We start from the raw sequence: 20,422 nt of genomic DNA, 5'->3' as shown, positions 1-20,422 counted from the left end.
TCAGGCGGTCGTCTCCGGCACGGCGGCGAGGGCGTCCGCCGCGATCTGCTGCAGCGCCGCCAGGTGGGCAGCGAGTCGCCGCCGTCCGTCGCCCGTCAACGAGACCCACGTGCGGGGCCGCTTGCCGACGAAACCCTTGCGGACCGCGACGTGGCCCGTCTCCTCCAGGCCGGACAACGTCCGGGACAACGCGGAATCGGTGAGCCCGAGCCGGTCGCGCACCGTCTTGAAGTCGGCCTCGGCGCACCCGGAGAGGAACGCGACGACCGCGAGCTTCGTGGGGTGCTGGACGGACGGGTCGAGGCGCGGTTCCTCGCTCACGGCCGGCCCCACCCGCGGAGCTGGCGGTACAGGGGAACTCCGAAGGCCCCGCCGATCAGGAGCATCGCGACCCCCTCGTCGACGAGGAGGAACACGACGACGGCCACGGCGATCACCCCCACCTCGACGAACGACCGGCGCCAGCCCCGTCGCGGGTAGGCGCGCACCGGCCCCCGGAGGTAGGTGAGGAGGAACAGGACGAAGAACGCGACGAGCAGGGCGATCCCCGCGACGGCCCACCCGGCCCCACCGGTCCAGACGGCGACGGCGAGGGCGACGAAACCCGTCACGTAGGGGAGGGTCACGGCGGGCGGCACCCAGCGGGGGAACGGGTCCGGCCGGGCGGCCGCGAGCGCAGCGTCGGCGGTCCGGAGGTCGGTCCTGGCACGGTCTGCTGTGGTCATGCTCCATTCCTACCGGAGTACTTTCCATGTGCGCAAGTACTCCGGCCAGTGACGTGTGGGACGGTGTCCTCGTGGCCACCGACGACGCACCGTGGCACCGCCGACGGCTCACCGCGGAGCAGGTCGTCCGCGTGCACGAGTGGCTCGGCCCCGTCCGCCTGCTCCGCGACATGTCGTGGAACCAGCTCGACACGACGGTCCTGCGGGTGACGGACGGGACGGACGAGTTCGTGGTGAAGGCGGCGGGGAAGGCGAACCACCACCTGTTGCGCGAGATCACCGCGCACGAGGACGCCGTCGCCGTGCTGGCCGCGAGCGGCCACGCACCCCGGTTGCTGCACGCCGACCGCGAGCGCCGGGTGCTCGTCACCCGGTACCTGGCGGGCGAGCTCGTCGAGGGCACGGCGGCAGAGCACGACCCGGAGGTCCACCGGCAGGCCGGCCGGTTGCTGCGCGTCCTGCACGCGCAGGACGGACGGGTCGACGAGGAGTTCGAGCGTTCCGCGACGGCGGGGAGCCTGGCCGCGCTGGACCGCCCGCACCGCATCCCTGCGGTGCAGGCGGACCGCGTGCGGACGGTGCTGACGGCCTACCGGCCCCGTCCCGTGGTCGTCGTCCCCACGCACGGCGACTGGCAACCGCGGAACTGGCTCCTGGACGCCGGCACCGTCCGGGTCATCGACGTCGGACGCTTCGACCGGCGGCCCGCGATGAGCGACCTGTGCCGCCTCGCCGTCCAGCAGTGGCGCACCGACGCGCGACTGGAGGCGGCGTTCCTCGGCGGCTACAGGCACGACCCCCGCGACGCGGGCGTCTGGCCCCTCCTGCAGGTGCGCGAGGCGGTGGGGACGGCCGTCTGGGCCCACGAGGTGGGCGACGGGCGGTTCGAGCGTCAGGGGCTCCGCATGCTGCACGAGGCCCTCGGCGCGTTCGGCTGAACCGTCCCCCCGCGGCTGGGGCGCCTCAGAACTGCGAGGCCATCCGTCCGAGCACGGGGGTCCATCCGACGACGCGGCGTTCCGCGACGACTCCGTCCCGCACGAACGGGTCGGCGTCGAGCAGCGCCTCGACCGCCGCGGCGTCGGCGGCCTCGAAGACCAGCACCGCCCCGTCGTCGTCGGTGGGGCCGGAGACGGCCACCTCGGACAGGGACCCCAGGTACTCGCGGTGAGCCGCGCGGCCGGCGTCCCGGGCGGCCGTGTCGGAGGTGTAGGCGTAGGTGGCGACGAAGTACGGCATGCCGGGACGCTACCGGGGCGCGCCGGAACAGTGGACTCCTACCGCGCGACGGCGGGCGCGACGACCGGGCGCGCGGCCCGGGACCCGTCGAGCCGCGGCAGCACCAACCCGACGAGCGGGCCGATCCCGAACGCGAAGACGACGGTCCCCACCCCGACGTCCCCGCCGAGCAGCCAGCCGACGACGAGCACGGACACCTCGACGACACCGCGGCACTGCCAGATCGGGCGCCCGGTCCGCGCGTGCAGGCCGGTCATCAACCCGTCCCGCGGGCCCGGGCCGAGACCGGCCCCGATGTAGACGCCGCTCGCGACGGCGAGCAGGAGCATGCCGGCGGCGAACAGCGCGATCCGCCCGCCGAGGTGGGTGGCGCCCGGCAGGACGTCGAGGGTGACCTGCATGACCGTGCCGACGAGCAGGACGTTCAGCACGGTCCCGAGCCCCGGCTTCTGCCGCAGCGGGATCCACAACAGGAGGACGACGAGCCCGATGACGTTTGTGAGCCAGCCGACGCCTGTCCCCGTGTGGGCGGCGAGCCCGGTGGCGAAGACGGTCCACGGGTCGACTCCGACGTGCGCCATGACCATCAGCCCGTCGGCGACGCCGTAGAGGACCAGACCGAGGAGGAGGCGCGCCACGCGGGCGACGGACAGTGGCTTGCTCACTCGACGATTGGACCTCACCAGAACCTCTCGATGACAGCGCCAATCCGCCTAGAGTGGCCTGGTGCCGACTCTCTCCGCGTCTGGACTGGCCCAGCTGCTCGGCGACTGGCGCGACGACGGTCCGGCGCTGCGCGCCCTCGCCGACCGGGTGCGGTTGCTGCTGCTCGACGGCCGGGTCCTGTCGGGCACGCGACTGCCCGCCGAACGCGAGCTCGCAGCCGCCCTGGGACTGAGTCGCACCACCGTGGCGGCGGCGTACGCGCGCCTGCGCGACAGCGGGCACCTGCACAGCGTCCGGGGGTCCGGCAGCGTCATCACCCTGCCCGCCGCCCCCACGGCCGGCTCGTCGAAACCGCTCCCCGTCCCGGGAGGGCTCGTCGACCTCACCCGTGCGGTGCTCCCAGCGGCCCCCGTCGTCGCGGACGCGGCCCGCGACGCCGCGCAGGACCTGCTCGACCACCTGCCCGGGGACGGGTACGAGCTCCTCGGCATCCCGGCGCTGCGGGCCGCCGTCGCCGCGCGGTACACCGCCCGCGGCCTGCCGACAACGCCCGACGAGGTCCTCGTGACGCTCGGTGCCCAGCACGCCGTCGGCCTGCTGTGCCGGACGGTCCTGTCCCCCGGCGACCGCGTCCTCGTCGAGTCCCCCGGGTACCCGCACGCCGTCGACGCCGCGCGCGCAGCCGGTGGCCGTCCCGTCGCGGTCCCCGTCACCGCCGGCACGACGGACACCCCGGGAGGCTGGGACGAGGAGGCGCTCGAGGACGCCTTCGCCCGGACCCGGCCGGCGCTCGCCTACCTCATGCCCGGGTTCCAGAACCCCACCGGCGCCGTCATGGCGCCGACGCTGCGCCGGCGCGTCGTCGACCTCGCGCGCCGGCACGGGACTCGGCTCGTGGTCGACGAGACGACGAACGACCTCGCTCTGGACGGCCCCGTCCCCGCCCCCTTCCCGGCGGACGTGCTGCACGTCGGGTCCACGGCGAAGTCGTTGTGGGGTGGGCTGCGGATCGGCTGGATCCGCGCCGACGCCGCCACGGTCCGCCACCTGGCTGCCCACCGCGCCCCCTGGGAACTGGGGACGCCGGTGCTCGAGCAGCTCGTCGTCGCCCGCTGCCTGCCCGGGCTGGACGACGTCCTGGTGGACCGTCGCACGGAACTGCGCCGCCGTCGCGACGCCCTGACCGCCGAACTGGCGGTGGCCCTGCCGGACTGGGTGGTCCCCCACGTCCCCGGGGGTCTGGCGTCGTGGGTCCGCCTGCCCACCGCGACGAGTTCCGCCCTCGCCCTCGCCGCCCACCGGCACGGCGTGCTGCTCACCGCGGGACCGCGGTTCGGGGTCGACGGCGCCTTCGAGCGGTACCTGCGGCTGCCCTTCGGCGCCGACGCCGGGACGCTGCGGTCCGTCGTCGTGCCCGCCCTGGCGCGGGCGTGGCACGAGACGGGAGCCGTGGCCCCCGTCCCCCGCCGGCTCGACGTGATCGTCTAGCTAGGTCAGGTCCTTCTCGGCGGCAGCCAGCGCCGCGAACTCCTCGTCCGGGGAGTTCGCCACGAGGCGCTTGCGGGAGTACAGGCCGAAGTACGCGAGCAGCACGAGGAACGCGACGGCGCACCACGCGGCCGCGACGCTGTCCACGAGGAACGTCCCGACGACGGCGAGCACCGCGACGACGAGGGCGAAGCCCGTGGTGACGGTCCCGCCGGGCGTGCGGTACGGGCGGTGCATGCCGGGTTCGCGGACGCGGAGCACGATGTGGCTGACCATCATCAGCACGTAGCTGACGGCGGCCCCGAACACCGCCATGTTGAGCAGGAGTGCGCCCTGCCCGGTGAGGGACAGGACGAACCCGACGAGGCCGGGCACGACGAGGGCCAACGTCGGCGTCTTGCGGCGGTTCGTCACCGACAGGACCGTCGGCAGGTACCCGGCGCGGGACAGCGCGAACAGCTGCCGGGAGTACGCGTAGATGATCGAGAAGAAGCTGGCGATCAGCCCGGCCAGCCCGATGTAGTTCACGACGGTCGCCGCGGTCGAGCCGCCGAGCGCCTCGACGAGCGGGTTGCCCGACGTGGACATGGCCTGCGCCCCGCCGGCGCCCGTGGTGAGGACGAGGGTCGCGGCGCAGGTGACCAGCAGGACGGCCATGGCTGCGATGATCCCGCGCGGCACGTTGCGCTCGGGGTTCCGCGTCTCCTCCGCGGCCAGCGGAACCCCCTCGATCGCGAGGAAGAACCAGATGGCGAACGGGATCGCCGACCAGATCCCGATGAAACCGAAGGGCAGCAGGTCGGAGGACCCGAGGCTGCCGTCCGGGGCGATGTCGGTGAGGTTCGCGACGTCGAACTCCGTCAGGGCCGCGACGGCGAACACCACGAGCCCGACGACGGCGATCGTGGTGACGGCGAACATCACCTTGAGCGCCTCTCCGACCCCGACGAGGTGGACGCCGATGAAGAGCGCGTAGGCGGCGAGGTAGACCCACCAGCCGTCGGTGATGCCGAACAGGCCGAGGGACTCCACGTAGGCGCCGATGAACGTCGCGATCGCGGCCGGGGCGATGGCGTACTCGATGAGGATGGCGGTGCCGGTCGCGAACCCGCCCCACGGGCCGAGGGCGCGGCGGGCGAACGTGTACCCGCCGCCCGCGGTCGGCAGCGCGGACGACATCTCGGCCATGCCCAGGACGACGGCGAGGTACATGCCGGCCACGACGACGGCGGCGACCGCCAGGCCGCCGAACCCGCCCTCACCCAGCCCGAAGTTCCACCCCGAGTAGTCCCCGGAGATCACGTAGCTGACGCCGAGACCGGCCAGCAGGACCCAGCCCGCGGTCCCCCGGCGCAGCTGCCGGCGTTCGAGGTAGTCCTCGCTCTCGGTGGTGGCGGTGGTCGAACGGTCCGACATCGTGACTCCTTCGTCTCGAGAGGTGGAGCGGGTTCAGCCTCGGGCGGCCTCGACGAGTCCCCGGAACAGGCCGAGGTCCTCGGACGCCTCGGGGTGCCACTGCACCCCGAGGAAGAACGGGTGACCGGCACCGTCGGTCCGCTCGAACGCCTCCAGCGTGCCGTCCTCCGCCCAGGCCGCGGCCGTGAACCCGGGGTGCTCCCGGACGGCCTGGTGGTGGTGGCACGGCACGACGGCGCGCTCGCCGAGCAACCGCCCGACGGTGCCGGCGCGGTCGATGGTCACGAGGGTCGACCCGTAGGAGTCCCCGCCGGGGTCGTGCCCCTCGTGCCCGACGACGTCCGGCACGTGCTGGTGCAGGGCGCCCCCCGCGTGGACCGCCATGACCTGCATCCCGCGGCAGACCCCGAGGGTGGGCTTGGCGAGGTCCACGGCGGCGTCGAGGAGGGCCAGCTCCCAGGAGTCGCGGTCCGCGTGCGGGGTCCCCGTGCGCGCGTGCGGTTCCTCGCGGTAGGCCGCCGGGTCGACGTCCGCGCCACCTGCGACGACGAGCGCGTCGAGCCGTTCGACGACGGCCCGCGCCGACGGGCCGTACGGCGCCGTCGGTGGCAGGACGACGGGAACCCCGCCCGCGCGGCGGACGGCGTCGGAGTAGACGCTCGGCAGCAGGTCGCAGACCTCGTCCCAGATGCCGTGGACCGCGCGCTCGCGGTAGCAGCTGACGCCGACGACGGGTGTGTTCACGCCGGGCTCACAGGGGGGTCACGTAGGCGGCCGAGATCCCGCCGTCCACGAGGAACGTGGAGGCGGTGATGAAGCTCGCGTCGTCGGAGGCCAGGAACAGCACGGCGCTGGCCAGCTCCTCCGGTTCGGCGAACCGCCCCATCGGCACGTGCACCAACCGGCGCGCCGCGCGCTCCTCGTCCTTGGCGAACAGCTCCTTGAGCAACGGCGTGTTCACCGGCCCCGGGCACAACGCGTTGACGCGCACGCCCTCGCGGGCGAACTGCACGCCGAGCTCGCGGCTCATGCTGAGCACCCCGCCCTTGGACGCGGAGTAGGAGATCTGGCTCGTCGCCGCCCCCATGACCGCGACGAACGACGCCGTGTTGATGATCGAGCCACGGCCCTGCTCCAGCATGTACGGCAGCGCCGCCTTGCAGCACAGGTAGACGCTCGTGAGATTGACCTCCTGGACGCGGCGCCAGGCGTCGAGGTCCGTGGTGAGGATCGAGTCGTCGTCGGGCGGGCTGATGCCGGCGTTGTTGAAGGCGATGTCGACGGACCCGAACGTCTCCTTGGCCGTGCGGAACAGAGTGTCGACCTGCTCCTTGTCGGTGACGTCGACCCGGACGAAGGCGGCGACCTGCGAGCCGCCAAGCTCCTCGACCACGCGGGCGCCCGAGGCCTCGTCGATGTCGCCGACGACGACCTTGGCGCCCTCGGCGACGAAGCGCCGGGCCGTGGCCAGGCCGATGCCCGAGCACCCGCCGGTGATGACGGCCACGCGACCCTCGATGCGTCCTGCCATGCTGCTGCTCTCCTGATCTGCTGGTCGGTCAGTCGTCGCTGAGGAAGACGTTCTTCTCCTCGGTGAAGGAGTTCGGGGCGTCGGGCCCGAGCTCCCGGCCGAGTCCGGACTGCTTGAACCCGCCGAAGGGGGTCCAGTACCGGACCGAGGAGTGCGAGTTGACGCTGAGGTTCCCGGCCTCGACCCGGCGCGCCACGCGCAGGGCCCGGCCGACGTCCCGCGTGTAGATGGACCCGGACAGGCCGTAGTCGGTGTCGTTGGCCTTCGCGACGGCGTCGGCCTCGCCCTCGAACGGCATGACCGCGACCACGGGGCCGAACACCTCCTCGCGCCAGATCCGCTCCCGGGCGTCCTGGACCCGGACGACCGTGGGGGGCACCCAGAAACCCCCGAGGTCCGGAGCCGGCCCGGTGGCGAGGACGTCGGCGTCGTCGAGGTAGGCGCGCACGCGGTCCCGCTGGCCGGCCGAGATGAGGGGCCCCATCTCCGAGTCCGGGTCGGTGCGGGGGTCGGTCACCCGCATGCCCGCCACCGCCGCCTGCAGGCGCTCGACGAACTCGTCGTGCACCGATCGCTCGACGAGGATGCGCGACCGGGCGCAGCAGTCCTGACCGGCGTTGTCGAAGACCGCGTACGGTGCCGCGGCCGCGGCCCTCTCCAGGTCGGCGTCCGCGAAGACGACGTTGGCGCTCTTGCCACCGAGTTCGAGCGTCACGCGCTTCACCTGCTCGGCGCACCCGGCCATGACCCGCTTGCCGACGGCCGTCGACCCGGTGAACACGACCTTACGCACGAGGGGGTGCGTGACGAACCGCTCCCCCACGACCGGTCCGCGGCCGGGCAGGACGGTGAAGACGCCCTCCGGCAGGCCGGCGTCGAGAGCGAGTTCCCCGAGCCGGACGGCGGTCAGCGGCGTCAGCTCCGCGGGTTTCAGGACGACGGTGTTGCCGGCCGCCAATGCCGGGGCGAACCCCCAGGCCGCGATGGGCATGGGGAAGTTCCACGGGACGATGATGCCGACCACGCCCAGCGGTTCCCGGAACGTCACGTCGATGCCGCCCGGCACCGGGATCTGCCGGCCGAACAGACGTTCCGGGGCGGCGGAGTAGTAGTCCAGGCAGTCGCGCACGTTGCGCGCCTCCCAGCGTGCGTTGCCCAGGGTGTGCCCGGAGTTCCTGACCTCCAGGTCCGCCAGCTCCTCGACGTGCTCGTCGACGACACGCGCGAACGCGCGCAGCAGGCGGGCCCGGTCGGCGGGAGCGACGTCGCGCCAGGTGGTGAACGCACGGGCGGCGCGCTCGACCGCGGCGTCGGTGTCCTCCACGGACGCGAGCCGGACCTCGGTGACGCGCTCCCCCGAGGAGGGGTCGACGACGACGTGCACGTCGCCACTGCCGGAGGTGGTGGTGGTGCTCATCTCACATCCGTTCGAATCCGCGGCGGCGTTCCCAGTCGGTCACGGCCGACTCGAACGCGGCCAGCTCGACGTCGGCCGCGTTGGTGTAGTGGTCGACGACCTCGTCCCCGAACGCCGCCCGGGCGACGGCGCTGGCGGTGAACAAGTCGCGAGCCCGGCGCAGGGTCCCCGGTACGCGGGGAGCGTCGGAGGCGTAGGCGTTCCCGGCCAGGGGTGCCTCCAGGGTGAGCTGCTGCTCGATGCCGTGCAGTCCCCCCGCGAGGACGGCGGCGAGCGAGAGGTAGGGGTTGACGTCGCCACCGGGCAGCCGGTTCTCCAACCGCGCGCCCGCACCGTGCCCGACGAGCCGGACGGCGCACGTGCGGTTGTCCTCACCCCAGGCGATCGCCGTCGGCGCGAACGACCCGTGGGCGAAGCGCTTGTAGGAGTTCACGTTCGGCGCGTAGAGCAGGGTGAAGTCGGCCATGGTCGCCAGCACCCCGGCCACGAAGGAGTCGTACAGCGGGGTGCGGCGACCGTCCTCCCAGAACACCGTGCTGCCGTCCAGGCCGCGCAGGCTGAGGTGGATGTGGCAGGAGTTCCCCTCGCGCTGGTCGTACTTCGCCATGAACGTCAGCGCCTTGCCGTGCTGGGCGGCGATCTCCTTGGCGACCGTCTTGTAGACGGAGTGGTTGTCCGCCGTGGTGAGCACCTCGTCGTAGAGGAACCCGATCTCGTGCTGCCCGTAGTTGCACTCGCCCTTGGCGCACTCGACGTTCAACCCGGCGGCGTACATCGTGTTGCGGATGTCGCGCAGCAGGGGTTCGACGCGCGAGGTGCCCAGCACGGAGTAGTCGACGTTGTACTGGTTCGACGGCACCAGGTCCTGGTAGTTGCGCGACGACGCAGCCTCGTAGGTCTCGTCGAAGAGGATGAACTCCAGTTCCGTCCCCGCCACGACCGAGAACCCGAGGTCGCGGGCCCGGTCCACCTGCTTCTTCAACACCGTCCGCGGGCTCTGGTCGACCGGGCGTCCGTCGAGCCAGACGAGGTCGGCCTGCACCATCGCCGTCGCCGGGAGGTGCGGCAGCAGGCGCGTGGTCTCGAGGTCGAGGAGGAACTCGACGTCCCCGTACCCCTTCTCCCAGGAGGTCATGGCGTACCCGGGGACCGTGTTCATGTCCACGTCGACGGCCAGCAGGTAGTTGCAGCCCTCCGTGCCGTGCTCCAGGACGACGTCGCGGAAGTAGGCGGCGTGGAACCGCTTGCCCTGCAGCCGCCCCTGCATGTCGGTGAACGCGACGACGACCGTGTCGAGGGTCCCGCTGTCGATCAGGCCGAGCAGGTCCTCGCGGGTCAGGTGTCGGTCGTTGCGCACGTCGTCCTCCGGTCGCCGGGTGGGTGGGGTCAGTCGAGGAGACCGCGCAGCAGCGCGGCCGTGTCGTCGCAGTGCTCCTCCATGGCCCGGCGGGCCCGCGAAGCGTCACCGTCGAGGACGGCCCGGACGATGCGCGCGTGCTGCCGGTCGGAGTGGTCGATGTTCGTGCCGAGCACGGGGATGGCCGTGAGCATCTCGTGGACCCCGGCCTGCACCGAGGTGACGGCCTCGAGCACCAGGTCGGAGCCCGCGAGGGTGGCGATCGTCAGGTGGAACCGGGAGTCGGCCTGCCGGTGGGTCGAGGGTTCCGTGGCCTCCAGGACGGCCGCGTGCGCCGTCTCGAGCCGGTCCCGCTGCGCGGGGGTGAGGTCCCGGGTGGCCGCGAGGTGCGCCGCACCGGGTTCGACGATGCGCCGGAAGTCGAGCGTGTCGAGCCACGCCTGCCGTCGCGCCTGCCGCTGCTGGGCCCCCACCCGCCGCGGCAGGGTCGGGGCCATCGTCACGACGGTCCCGCCCCCGCGGCCCCGCTTCGTCTCCACCATGCCCGCGGCGCGCAGGGCGGCGATCGCCTCGCGCAGCGTCGCCCGCGAGACCCCCAGCCGCGCCGCGAGGTCGCGTTCGGTCGGCAGGGCGGAACCCCGCGGGAAGACCCCCAGGCGGATGGCCGTGCCGAGTTGTTCCACGCAGGCCTCGAACGCGTGCTGCCCACGGACGGGGTGGAGCACGAGCCACCCGAGACCGGGCGCACCGTCGGCACCCCGGGGTGTGGCGTCGGCGAGCATGCGCGTCAGTGTGCCGACGACCCCGCGTGGCGTCAATGGTCTGATCTCAGACCTTTGGTCGCGGTTCGAGCGCGGGCCCCCCGTGCCGTACGCACGGGTACCGGGGCACGGGCGACGTGGAGGGCCCGGGCCGCGCACGGGGTGCGCGGTCCGGGCCCGGTCTGGAGGGCGTCAGCCCTTGACGGCCCCCGAGGCGAGGCCCGCCACGTAGAACCGCTGCAGCGCGACGTAGAGGATGACGCACGGGACCATCGCGACGACCGCGCCGGCGACGAGGTAGCCGTAGTTCACGGCCCCGTAGGCGCCGGACTGCAGGTTCACCAACGACAGCGGCAGCGTGTAGAGGCGGTCGTCGGTGAGGAAGGTGAGCGCCCCGAGGAACTCGGTCCAGCTGGCGAGGAAGGCGTAGAGCGCGCTCGTCGCCATCCCCGGGACCAGCATGGGTCGCAGCACCGAGACGAGGGCCCGCATCGTGCCGGCACCGTCGACGCGGGCCGAGTCCTCGATCTCGGCGGGGATCGTCTCGAAGGCGTTGCGCATGACGAAGACGCCGAACGGCAGGTTCACCGTCGTGTAGAAGAGCACGAGCCCCAGCCGGGAGTCGGTCAGGCCCATGGCGTTCATCTGCAGGTACAGCGGCGTGATGATCGCTTGGAAGGGCACCATCATCGTCACCACGACGACGCCGAACAGGACGTTGCGGCCACGGAAGGTGAACCGGCCGAAGCCGTACCCCGCCAGCGTGGCGACGACCGCGGTGAGCACGGCGGTCCCGACGGCGACGACGAGGCTGTTGCCCACCGAGCGCAGGATGTCCAGGTCGCTGGTGAACAACGCCGAGAAGTTGGCCGTCGTGAGGGAGAAGAGGTCCCCCGCCTTCGGGTCGGTCGCCACGATCGCGTCGTTGGACTGGAACGAGCGCAGGACCGACCACACCAGCGGGACGAGGAACACGAGGGCGGCGAGGGTCCCGCCGAGCCAGTAGAGCGTGAGCTTGGTGCGGCTCTCGGCGCGGCCGGCCGCAGCCGCCCCGCGGGTGTGCCGGACCCGCAGGTCCTGCGGTGTCGCGGTCTTCGTGAGCGTGGCCACGGTCATCCCTCCTTCTCGCGCAGCAGCCGGAACTGGGCGGCCGTCACCAGACCGATGACGACGACCAGGACGATCGAGAGCGCGGAGGCCGCGCCGAGCTGGAGCTGGACGAAGCCGCGCTGGTAGACGTACATGACGACCGTCTGGGTGTCCGTCCCCGGCCCACCGCGGGTGAGGACGTAGAACTGGGTGAACGCGAGCAGCGAGCCGATGACGGAGATGACCAGGCTCATGGCGATGGTGCGCCGCAGCATGGGGATCGTGATGCTGCGCTCGCGCTGCCACCACGACGCACCGTCCATCTCGGCCGACTCGTATACGTCGCGCGGGATGCCCTGCATGCCGCCCATGAGCAGCACCATCGTCAGCCCCGACACCGCCCAGACGATCATCACGCAGATGAGCCCCGTCGCGAGCGGCCCGTCGGCCAGCCAGGCCGTCGTCCCGTCGGTGATCCCCAGCGTCTTCAGGACGACGTTGACCATGCCCGACCCGGGCTGCGCTTCCAGCACCATGAGGAAGCTCAGCGTCGTGAGCCCGATGACGTACGGGACGAAGAACACCGTCCGGAACACCGTGGAGAACCGCCGGTTCGCGCGGACCACGACGGCGAGGACGTAGCCCAGGACGAGGATCGGCACGGTCACGATCGCGGTGTAGAGGACCGTGTAGCCCACCGACTTCCAGAACACCGGGTCCGACGCGATGGCCGCGTAGTTCCCGAGCCCGATGAACTGGTAGGACCCGATGAGGGGCCAGTTGGTGAAGGACATGTAGACCGCGAAGACCAGCGGCACGAGCACGAAGACCGTGACGAAGGCGAGGGCCGGCAGCGTCAGCAGCAGACCCGTGCGCGGCGGGTGGGTGAGGGACCGGGGGTTTCTCTCGAGGGTGCTCACAGTTGCGCCTGTTCCAGGATGCGGTCGAAGTCCGTCTGCCCCTGCGCCAGCGCCCCGTCGAGGTCGCCGTCGAAGACGGCCCGGCGGAACGCCGCGATCCACGGCGAGTCCTGCTGGTTGAACAGCAGGTTGTAGGCGAGCGTCGTCGGGGCGTACGACCCCGCGATCCCGTCCAGCGGCGCCACCGCGAGGGGGAACTTCTCCCGGTACTGCTCCGTGGCGGCGTCCGAGCGGACGGGGATGTACCCGCCGGCGGGCAGGTTCTCCTGCTGCGGCAGGTCGAGGGCGAACCGGGCGAACTGCCAGGCCCCCGACGCGTTGGCCGCTCCCCGCGGGATGCAGAGGTTGTCCCCGCCCGCGAAGGTCGCGCGGCCGCCGTCGGGTCCGGGGAGCAGGACGACCCCGGTCTTGGCCCGCATCTCCTCGGAGGCGTTGAGGGCCGCGACGGAGAAGTTCGCCGGGAAGAGCCCGACCGTGCCGTCGCGGAAGTCCGCACCCCAGCGGGACCCGTCGCCGGAGAAGTTCCCCTGCGGCATGAGCTTCTCGTCCCACATCGTGCGGTAGAGCTCGAACGTGCGCCGCACGGCGTCGTTGTCCGCGATCGACCCGCGCTGCTCCCCCACGTCCCCGACGATGTTCGGGGCCTGCGCCGCCCAGATGTGCGGCTGCACGACGAACCCCAGGATGCCGGCCGCGTTGCCGTCGACCGACCAGCCGTACGTCCCGTCCCCCAGGGCCCCGATCGCTCGGGCCGCCTCGAGCAGGCCCTCGAAGTCCTGCGTGTGGTCCGCCGGGTCCAGACCGGCCCTCTCGAACAACTCGGTGTTGTAGAACAGCGCCGAGTTGTCCGCGATGTACGGGACGCCGTAGTGCTTCTCGTCCCGCGTGGCCAGGGCCAGCTGGCCGGGGTTCAGCCGGTCGGCGAACCCCAGCTGCTGCACGAGCGGCGTCAGGTCGGTGAACGAGTCGCGGTAGATGAAGAGCATCGAGTTGATGTCGTCGATGTCCACGATGTCCGGCACGTTCCCGCCGCGGATCGCCGTGGCGAGCTTCGTGACGTACTGGCCGTCGAGGACGGGCGTCACCTCGACGGTGACGGCGTCCTGCGAGGCGTTGAACGCGTCGACGACCTGCCGGACGCCGACGACCGTCGCCGCCCGGCACCACAACCGGACGGTCCCGGTCGCGTCCTGCCCGAACCCGGCGGCCGTGACGTCGGCCTCGGGCAGCTGCGACGCGCAGGAGGGCAGCAGCGCCGACAGACCGGCGAGCCCTCCCAGCGCGAGCAACGTCCTGCGGTGGAGCTCCATCGCACCTCCTGTGGGGTCCGGACCGGATCAGGCCCGGGGCAGCCAGACGCGCATCGCGCCCAGCTCGCGGTTGGCCCAGGCGTAGTACGGAACGGCCGGGACGACCTGGGTGGCGTCCTCGGCCTGCGGCGCGGGGTCGTCCCCGGCCGGGCGGTACAGCGGGCCCGTCGCGGCGGCCGCCGCCGCGTGCACGGGCAGGTGCAGGACGGTGACCCCCTCGAGCAGGTCGGGGCGGTGCTCGGCGCGGGCGTCCCGCAGTTCCGCGACGCGGACCCGCACGTCGTCGGCGACGAGGCCGTCGGGCAGGTCGACCTGCTCCACGGCGTACACGAGAGGCCCGCGTTCGACGACGACGCAGCCGCGCACGGCGTCCACGCGCGGGTCGGCCTCGACGGGACGGACCGTCATGGGCAGGACGAGTTCCACGACGTCGCCGGCCGCGAACTCCCGGCGCACTCGCAGGTACTCGCCGGGGGTCGTCGCGAGGGACTCCCCCGACCCCGCGCCCGAGACGGTGGCGGTGGCGCCCTCGGCCCAGCCGGGGACGCGCAGCGCGAGCTCGAACTCCCCGGGGGAGTCCAGCACCTCGACGCGGACGGTCCCGTCCCAGGGGTAGTCGGTGCTCACGCGCAGCCGGACGCCGCCGGCCTCGACCTCACCCGTCGTGAACTGGTGCAGCTGCACCCCGGGAACCCCGTCGCGGTCAGCGCTCGTCGCGACGTAGGCGTCGAGCTGGGACAGCGTCCGCATGATGTTGGGCGGGCAGCAGGCGCAGTCGAACCAGGGCCGCCGGCCGTGGGCGACGCTGCGTTCTTCCTCGGCGTGCGCCCCGTGCCGCAGCTGCAGGGCGTTGACGTAGAAGTACTCCGTCCCGGCCAGGGACACCCCGGGCAGGAAGGCGTTGTAGAGGGTCCGCTCGACCAGGTCGGCGTAGCGCGCCTCCCCCGTCGCGAGCAGCAGGCGGTAGCTCCACTGCACGCTCGCGATCGCCGCGCAGGTCTCGGCGTAGGCGCGGTCGGGGCCGAGTTCGTAGTGGTCGCCGAACTGCTCCCAGTCCCAGCGCGCCCCGATGCCGCCCGTCACGTACGTCTTGGAGGCCAGCATCCCCTCCCACTGGCGCACGAGGGCGTCGAGGAGTTCGGCGTCGCCGGTCTCGGCGGCCACGTCCGCCGCGCCGGCGGTCAGGTAGACGGCGCGGACCGAGTGGCCCTCGGGCGAGGTGGCCTCGCGCACGGGCACTCGGTCGGAGAAGTACGTCGGTTCCGCGTCGTGCTTCGTCTGGATGATGCCGTGTCCGCGGACGTCGACGAACCAGCGCGCGAGGTCGAGGTAGGCGCGGTTCCCCGTCTCGCGGAACAGCTCGACCAGACCCATCTCGACGACGGGGTGGCCGTCGACCTCCTCGGTCTTCCCCGCCCCGAAGGTCGCGACGAGGTGGTCGGCGAGCTTGACGGCGACGTCGAGCAGGCCGGTGTCGCCCGTGCTGCGGTGGACGGCGACCGCGGCCTGGAACAGGTGCCCGGCGCAGTAGTGCTCGTGGCTCCAGTGCAGGTCGGTGTAGCGCAGGCCCTTCCCACGGACCTGTTGGACGGAGTCGAGGTAGCCGTCCTCGGCCTGCGCGGCCGCGACGACCGAGGTGACCTCGCGGATCCAGCCGAGGACCTCCTCGTCGGCCTCGCGGCCGTACTCCCACCCCGCCGCCTCGAGCCACTTGTAGACGTCGGAGTCCATGAAGATCGGGCCCTTGGCCTCGCCCTGCTCGATCCCGGCGGCGATGCGCAGGTTCCGCAGGTTCCCGGCGGTCTCGAGCTTCTCGTAGCCCGTCCGGATCGCCTGGCGGCGGTTGGCCTGCATGCGGTCGAACCAGAACCCGCCCGTGGAGCGCGAGGCGCCGAGCGGGACGGGGTGGAGCGCCACCGCCGCGTCGGCGGTGGGGGCGACGGGCGCGTTCACGGCCGTACCGGTGGGGGTGACGGTCAGGTCCGGTCCAGCGGTCGTGCTGGTCATGAGCTCTCCATCGAGGCGGTGCCGGCGCGTCCGGAAACTCCGGAACACGTTTTCTGCATCGAATCTAGAACGGGCGCCCTGGTCCGTCAAGGGCGCGGTAGTCTGCTGCGACTCAACGGGTCGGGAGGTGGGCAGTGACGGAAAGCGTCGTTCCGGTGCGGATCGTGGACGTCGCCGCACTGGCGGGCGTCTCGGCGGGGACGGCCTCCAAGGCGCTCAACGGGACGGGGCAGCTGCGCGCCGAGACCCGCGACCGCGTGCGCCGGGCGGCCGAGCAGCTCGGGTTCACCCCCGACCCGGTCGGTCGGGGCCTGTCCTCCGGGCGCAGCTACACCGTCGGGCTCATCACGACCGACAGCTTCGGCCGCTTCTCGATCCCCGTCATGCTCGGCGCGGAGAACGCCCTGGGCGCCGGGGAGATGAGCGTCCTGCTGTGCGACAGCCGCGACGACCCGCTGCGCGAGCAGCACTACCTGCGCACGCTGCAGGCGCGGCGCGTCGACGGGATCATCGTCACGGGCCGGCGCACCGACCCGCGGCCGCCGCTGGCCGCCAGCGTCCCGGTCGTCTACGCGTTCACTCCGTCGCAGGACGCCCGCGACACCTCGCTCGTCGCCGACCAGGCGACCGGCGCCGCCGACGCCGTCCAGCACGTCCTCGACCTCGGCCGCCGCCGCGTCGCGCACGTCACCGGCCCGGCCGACCACCACGCCACCCGCGTGCGCGCCGAGGCCGCCGAGCGGACGGCGGGCGAGGCCTTCGCCGGGCCCGTGCTGCACGGCGACTGGAGCGAGCGCTGGGGACGGCTGGCCGCGGACCTGCTGCTGCGCCGGCACCCCGACCTCGACGCGGTGACGTGCGGCAGCGACCAGATCGCGCGCGGGCTGTGCGACGGGCTGCGCGACGCGGGCCGCCGGGTGCCGCAGGACGTGGCCGTCGTCGGGTTCGACGACTGGGACGTCATCGCCCTGGCGTCGCGGCCACCGCTGACGACCGTGAACCTCGGTCTGGAGGCCCTGGGACGGCGCGCGGGGGAACTCCTGCTGCAGGCCGTGGCCGGAGAGCCCTCCCCCGGGACGACGACGCTCCCGACCCGGCTCGTGGTGCGGGAGTCGACGGTTCCGGCCTGAGGGATCCGTCCGTCGGGGAGAGGATCGGCTCGTGACTCCCGCACAACAGGTCCTCCGCCCGGCGCCCGGCACCGTCACCGACGCCTTCGACCCCGCGCTGGAACCGGTCCTCACGGTCGACAGCGGCGAGCGCTTCACCGTCGAGGCCCTCGACGCGCACGGGTTCACCCGTCGGCCCGAGCACCCCGGTGCCCCCACCCCGCGCCTGCTCGAGGACGCCGAGGGGCACTGCCTCACCGGCCCGGTCGCCGTCCGCGGCGCCGAACCCGGCGACGTCCTGGCGGTGACGTTCCACTCGGTCCGCACGGCCGACTGGGGCTGGACGGTCGCCGGCATGGACACCCCGCTCAACCAGCGGCTCGGCACCACCGGGCGCGTGGACCTGCTCTGGGACGTCGGCGTCGCGACCGCGACGAACCAGCTGGGGTTCACCGTCGACACCGCCCCGTTCCTGGGCGTCGTCGGGACGACGCCGGCCGCGCCCGGGCGGCACTCGACCATCCCCCCGCGACCCGGTCACGGCGGGAACGTCGACTGCCGGTCCCTCGTCGCGGGGTCGACGTTGTTCCTGCCCGTCCACGTCCCGGGGGCGATGCTGTGCCTGGGCGACGGGCACGCCGCCCAGGGCGACGGGGAGGTCTGCGGCACCGCGGTGGAGTGTGCGACGACGACGGAACTCACGGTCTCGGTCGTCCCCGACCCGGCCCTGCCCACCGTGCACGCGGTCACCCCGACCGAGCGGATCACGTTCGGCTTCGACGCCGACCTGGGCAGCGCCACCGACGCGGCCCTGGGGGACCTCGTGACGTGGGTGGCCGCCGAGCACGAGCTCGACCGGCTGACCGCGCTGGCCCTGCTCAGCAGTTGCGCGGACCTGCGCGTCACCCAGGTCGCGAACCGGACGTGGGGCGTGCACGCCGTCCTGCGCCACGACGCTCTGCGCCGGAGCTGAGCGGCCCCTAGTCTGCGGACGTGGCGTCCACGCAGCACGTCCTGGAACTCGCCGGCCGGGAGGTGAGGATCACCAGCCCGGACAAGGTGGTCTTCGGCCAGACCGGGACGACGAAGCTCGACCTCGTCCGCTACTACCTCACGGTCGCCGACGGGGCGTTGCGCGGGGTGCGGGGCCGGCCGATGGTGCTCAAGCGCTTCGTCAAGGGCATCGAGGCCGAGGCGGTGTTCCAGAAGCGGGCGCCGGAGAAGCGGCCCGACTGGATCGAGGTCGCCGAACTGCACTACGCGCGCGGGACGTCGGCCGCCGAGACGGTCGTGCGGGATGAGGCGTCGCTCGCCTGGGTCCTCAACCTCAACTGCGTCGACCTGAACCCCCACCCGGTGCTGGCCGAGGACCTCGACCACCCGGTGGAACTGCGGATCGACCTCGACCCACAGCCCGGGGTGGACTGGCACCAGATCGTCGACGTCGCCTTCGTCGCCCGTGACGTGCTGGCCGACCACGGCCTCACCGCGTGGCCCAAGACGTCCGGGTCCCGCGGTTTCCACGTCTACGCCCCCGTCGACCCCGGCGTGTGGACCTACCCGCAGGTGCGGCTCGCGGCCGAGACGGTGGCGCGCGAGGTGGAGAACCGCGCCGAGGGCCTGGCCACCAGCCGATGGTGGAAGGAGGAACGCGGCGAGGGCGTGTTCGTCGACTTCAACCAGAACGCCAAGGACCGCACCGTCGCCTCGGCCTACTCGGTGCGGGCGACGCCGGACGCCCGGGTCTCGACCCCGTTGACGTGGGAGGAGGTGCGGGACGTCCGGCCCGAGGACCACACCGTCCTCACCGTCCCGCAGCGCTGGGCCGAGCTCGGCGGAGACCCGTGGGCCGGCATGGACGGGACCGGGGGTTCGCTGCAGGCGCTGCTCGACCTCGCCGAACGTCTCGGCCCCGCCGAGAAACCTCCGAAGGGCACCGGTTCCCGGACCAAGACCATGCCGCTCATCGAGGTCGCCCGGGCGAAGACGAAGCCGGAAGTCCTCGCCGGGCTGGAGTCGTGGAAGGCCAAGCACCCGGACGTCGTCCCGCTGCTCGCCGAGGCCGACGTGCTCGTGGACGGCATGCGCGGCAGCAGTTCCCTCTGGTACCGGGTGCGCGTCAACCTCCAGCACGTGCCGGAGGACCAGCGGCCGGAGCAGGCCGAGCTCGAGGTCGACTACGACCCCTGGGCCACGTACCGCGGACGCCAGCAGCGGCGTTGAGGGTCAGGCCGTCCCGCGCGGGGTGAACACGTGCTCGACCCACCGCGTCTGGGACTCCCGGCCCGCGGACGCGTCCCGGAGCGCACCGACGGCGACGTCGACGGCCTGTCGCGCGACCTCGTGCATGTCGACCGCCATCGTCGTCAGCTGGGGGGTGACGAAGGTGCCGAGCGACAACCCGTCGACCCCCAGCAGGCGCACGTCACCCGGCAGCGAGACGCCCTGCTCGACCAGCGTGGCGAGCGCCCCGACGGCGAGGATGTCGTTCCAGGCGAACACGGCGTCCGGCAGGCCCCGGCGCAGCAGGTCCAGCGTCGCCGACCGCGCCGTCTCGACGTCCTGCCCGCCCGCGTGCAGCACCTCCACGACGATTCCCGCGTCCCGCAGCGTGGACGCGATGAGCTCACCGCGTTCGTTGCTGCGGCCGGGACGGTCCGCGTCGAGGACGACGGCGGTCCGGGTGCCGGCGCGCGCCAGGTGGGCGGCGGCGTCGCGCACGGCCGCCCGCGGGTCGAGACGGACGGCGTGCACCCCCGGAACCCCGGCGGCGCGTCCGTTCGGGGCCGGGTCGACGGTGACGACCGTCATGCCGGCCAGCGCGTCGACCCACAGGTCCGTCGGGCCGAGGTACCCGATGACGGCGTCGACCTGGCTCGCGAGGTCGACGAGCAGCCGCTGGTGGTCCGTCGCGTGGACCGTGTCGACGAGGACCACGTTCCAGCCCAGCTCCCCCGCGTACCGGACGGTGGCCGCGGCGAACTCCGGGTAGTACGGGTTGGCGAGGTCGGAGACCACGAGGCCGAGGGTGTCGTGGGTCGCCCGGGCCAGGCCGCGGCCGAAGCGCGAGGGCCGGTAGTTCAGCTCCTTGGCGGCCGCGAGCACCCTCGCCTTCGTCGCGGCGCTGATGCCCTCCATGTCGTTCATGGCCCGTGTCACCGTCTGGCGCGACACGCTCGCCGCCGTGGCGACGTCCTCGATCGTCGCGGCGCGGCGTCGCGTTCGACGGATCCTCTCCTCGACGCGTTCGCCCTGGTCAGCCGTCACGCGAACCCTCCTTCCCTGGTCTGGACACCCGGCACGCATCATCGCGCGCCTTGACAGCGTCCTTGGCCGGTGGCACGGTCCTACCACTCCGTGAGCGCTCACGGAAGCTCGGCCAGAAGA

Annotated in this window: 20 protein-coding genes; 5 read left to right on the top strand and 15 right to left on the bottom strand. The window is 72.9% G+C overall.

Features of this window, described 5'->3' with window-relative positions:
- A complete protein-coding gene (locus tag ACFEMC_RS01985; RefSeq protein WP_380173089.1) occupies positions 1 to 321 on the bottom strand; it encodes a transcriptional regulator in 321 nt (106 codons plus the stop codon).
- Entirely contained in the window at positions 318 to 725 is a 408-nt protein-coding gene (locus ACFEMC_RS01980; RefSeq protein WP_380173087.1) for a hypothetical protein, read from the bottom strand. The genes ACFEMC_RS01985 and ACFEMC_RS01980 overlap by 4 nt, the downstream gene beginning before the upstream one ends.
- Before the next feature lie 71 nt (positions 726 to 796).
- Here ACFEMC_RS01980 and ACFEMC_RS01975 point away from each other — a divergent pair, with 71 nt between their 5' ends.
- Entirely contained in the window at positions 797 to 1,663 is an 867-nt protein-coding gene (locus ACFEMC_RS01975) for a phosphotransferase (protein WP_380173085.1), read from the top strand.
- Positions 1,664 to 1,688: 25 nt separating this feature from the next.
- On the opposite strand, the gene ACFEMC_RS01970 is transcribed toward ACFEMC_RS01975, so the two are convergent.
- Together ACFEMC_RS01970 and ACFEMC_RS01965 are read right to left on the bottom strand one after the other, a co-directional pair.
- Complete coding sequence (locus tag ACFEMC_RS01970; RefSeq protein ID WP_380173083.1) at positions 1,689 to 1,964, bottom strand: YciI family protein; 276 nt, start codon at positions 1,962 to 1,964, stop codon at positions 1,689 to 1,691.
- A 38-nt stretch (positions 1,965 to 2,002) separates the two neighbouring features.
- On the bottom strand, positions 2,003 to 2,629 hold the full coding sequence (locus ACFEMC_RS01965) for a YitT family protein (RefSeq protein ID WP_380173081.1): 627 nt from the start codon (positions 2,627 to 2,629) through the stop codon (positions 2,003 to 2,005).
- Between the two features lie 61 nt (positions 2,630 to 2,690).
- Here ACFEMC_RS01965 and ACFEMC_RS01960 point away from each other — a divergent pair, with 61 nt between their 5' ends.
- A complete protein-coding gene (locus tag ACFEMC_RS01960; protein ID WP_380173079.1) occupies positions 2,691 to 4,118 on the top strand; it encodes a PLP-dependent aminotransferase family protein in 1,428 nt (475 codons plus the stop codon).
- Here ACFEMC_RS01960 and eat read toward each other — a convergent pair whose 3' ends face one another.
- The 10 genes from eat to ACFEMC_RS01910 form a co-directional block, all read right to left on the bottom strand.
- Positions 4,119 to 5,534 carry an ethanolamine permease gene (eat, locus tag ACFEMC_RS01955; protein WP_380173077.1) on the bottom strand — a complete coding sequence of 472 codons (1,416 nt, stop codon included), beginning with the start codon at positions 5,532 to 5,534 and terminating at the stop codon, positions 4,119 to 4,121. It lies immediately after the preceding gene.
- Positions 5,535 to 5,567: 33 nt separating this feature from the next.
- Positions 5,568 to 6,278 carry a gamma-glutamyl-gamma-aminobutyrate hydrolase family protein gene (locus tag ACFEMC_RS01950; RefSeq protein ID WP_380173075.1) on the bottom strand — a complete coding sequence of 237 codons (711 nt, stop codon included), beginning with the start codon at positions 6,276 to 6,278 and terminating at the stop codon, positions 5,568 to 5,570.
- Positions 6,279 to 6,285: 7 nt separating this feature from the next.
- A complete protein-coding gene (locus ACFEMC_RS01945) occupies positions 6,286 to 7,065 on the bottom strand; it encodes a 3-oxoacyl-ACP reductase (RefSeq protein WP_380173073.1) in 780 nt (259 codons plus the stop codon).
- 28 nt (positions 7,066 to 7,093) lie between these two features.
- On the bottom strand, positions 7,094 to 8,482 hold the full coding sequence (locus tag ACFEMC_RS01940) for an aldehyde dehydrogenase family protein (protein ID WP_380173071.1): 1,389 nt from the start codon (positions 8,480 to 8,482) through the stop codon (positions 7,094 to 7,096).
- A gap of 1 nt (position 8,483) precedes the next feature.
- Positions 8,484 to 9,839 carry a glutamine synthetase family protein gene (locus ACFEMC_RS01935; RefSeq protein ID WP_380173069.1) on the bottom strand — a complete coding sequence of 452 codons (1,356 nt, stop codon included), beginning with the start codon at positions 9,837 to 9,839 and terminating at the stop codon, positions 8,484 to 8,486.
- Positions 9,840 to 9,868: 29 nt separating this feature from the next.
- On the bottom strand, positions 9,869 to 10,621 hold the full coding sequence (locus tag ACFEMC_RS01930; RefSeq protein ID WP_380173067.1) for a FadR/GntR family transcriptional regulator: 753 nt from the start codon (positions 10,619 to 10,621) through the stop codon (positions 9,869 to 9,871).
- Positions 10,622 to 10,792: 171 nt separating this feature from the next.
- The gene (locus ACFEMC_RS01925; RefSeq protein WP_380173065.1) at positions 10,793 to 11,716 is read right to left on the bottom strand and encodes a carbohydrate ABC transporter permease; all 924 of its coding nucleotides are present in this window, start codon (positions 11,714 to 11,716) and stop codon (positions 10,793 to 10,795) included.
- Positions 11,713 to 12,609: a carbohydrate ABC transporter permease gene (locus ACFEMC_RS01920; protein WP_380173063.1), complete on the bottom strand. Its 897-nt coding sequence runs from the start codon at positions 12,607 to 12,609 to the stop codon at positions 11,713 to 11,715. The genes ACFEMC_RS01925 and ACFEMC_RS01920 overlap by 4 nt, the downstream gene beginning before the upstream one ends.
- Positions 12,606 to 13,919, bottom strand: coding sequence for an ABC transporter substrate-binding protein (locus tag ACFEMC_RS01915; protein WP_380173060.1), 1,314 nt, complete (start codon positions 13,917 to 13,919; stop codon positions 12,606 to 12,608). Before ACFEMC_RS01915 ends, ACFEMC_RS01920 begins: the two co-directional genes overlap by 4 nt.
- Before the next feature lie 27 nt (positions 13,920 to 13,946).
- Positions 13,947 to 15,926, bottom strand: a complete 1,980-nt coding sequence (locus ACFEMC_RS01910; protein WP_380173058.1) for a glycoside hydrolase family 127 protein — start codon at positions 15,924 to 15,926, stop codon at positions 13,947 to 13,949.
- A gap of 155 nt (positions 15,927 to 16,081) precedes the next feature.
- On the opposite strand from ACFEMC_RS01910, the gene ACFEMC_RS01905 reads away from it, so the two are divergent.
- From ACFEMC_RS01905 to ACFEMC_RS01895, 3 genes are read left to right on the top strand one after another with little or no spacing between them, the layout of a single operon-like run.
- Positions 16,082 to 17,056: a LacI family DNA-binding transcriptional regulator gene (locus ACFEMC_RS01905; protein ID WP_380173056.1), complete on the top strand. Its 975-nt coding sequence runs from the start codon at positions 16,082 to 16,084 to the stop codon at positions 17,054 to 17,056.
- Between the two features lie 31 nt (positions 17,057 to 17,087).
- On the top strand, positions 17,088 to 18,008 hold the full coding sequence (locus tag ACFEMC_RS01900) for an acetamidase/formamidase family protein (RefSeq protein ID WP_380173054.1): 921 nt from the start codon (positions 17,088 to 17,090) through the stop codon (positions 18,006 to 18,008).
- Positions 18,009 to 18,028: 20 nt separating this feature from the next.
- Positions 18,029 to 19,258: a DNA polymerase domain-containing protein gene (locus ACFEMC_RS01895; RefSeq protein WP_380173052.1), complete on the top strand. Its 1,230-nt coding sequence runs from the start codon at positions 18,029 to 18,031 to the stop codon at positions 19,256 to 19,258.
- A 3-nt stretch (positions 19,259 to 19,261) separates the two neighbouring features.
- Here the strand turns inward: ACFEMC_RS01895 and ACFEMC_RS01890 are convergent, their stop codons facing one another.
- Positions 19,262 to 20,302 (bottom strand): LacI family DNA-binding transcriptional regulator, encoded by a 1,041-nt coding sequence (locus ACFEMC_RS01890; protein ID WP_380173050.1) that lies wholly within the window; start codon positions 20,300 to 20,302, stop codon positions 19,262 to 19,264.
- Positions 20,303 to 20,422: the final 120 nt, after the last annotated feature.

The organism is Kineococcus sp. DHX-1 (genome assembly GCF_042473625.1).
Taxonomy (GTDB): Bacteria; Actinomycetota; Actinomycetes; order Actinomycetales; family Kineococcaceae; genus Kineococcus.
This window is presented reverse-complemented; position numbering and strand designations above follow the sequence as displayed.

What these genes read in the sequence shown, in the direction of transcription:
- ACFEMC_RS01980 (WP_380173087.1), bottom strand. Translation starts at nt 725, where the DNA reads ATGACCACAGCAGACCGTGCCAGGACCGACCTCCGGACCGCCGACGCT.
- ACFEMC_RS01970 (WP_380173083.1), bottom strand. Translation starts at nt 1,964, where the DNA reads ATGCCGTACTTCGTCGCCACCTACGCCTACACCTCCGACACGGCCGCC.
- eat (WP_380173077.1), bottom strand. Translation starts at nt 5,534, where the DNA reads ATGTCGGACCGTTCGACCACCGCCACCACCGAGAGCGAGGACTACCTC.
- ACFEMC_RS01945 (WP_380173073.1), bottom strand. Translation starts at nt 7,065, where the DNA reads ATGGCAGGACGCATCGAGGGTCGCGTGGCCGTCATCACCGGCGGGTGC.
- ACFEMC_RS01940 (WP_380173071.1), bottom strand. Translation starts at nt 8,482, where the DNA reads ATGAGCACCACCACCACCTCCGGCAGTGGCGACGTGCACGTCGTCGTC.
- ACFEMC_RS01930 (WP_380173067.1), bottom strand. Translation starts at nt 10,621, where the DNA reads ATGCTCGCCGACGCCACACCCCGGGGTGCCGACGGTGCGCCCGGTCTC.
- ACFEMC_RS01925 (WP_380173065.1), bottom strand. Translation starts at nt 11,716, where the DNA reads ATGACCGTGGCCACGCTCACGAAGACCGCGACACCGCAGGACCTGCGG.
- ACFEMC_RS01915 (WP_380173060.1), bottom strand. Translation starts at nt 13,919, where the DNA reads ATGGAGCTCCACCGCAGGACGTTGCTCGCGCTGGGAGGGCTCGCCGGT.
- ACFEMC_RS01910 (WP_380173058.1), bottom strand. Translation starts at nt 15,926, where the DNA reads ATGACCAGCACGACCGCTGGACCGGACCTGACCGTCACCCCCACCGGT.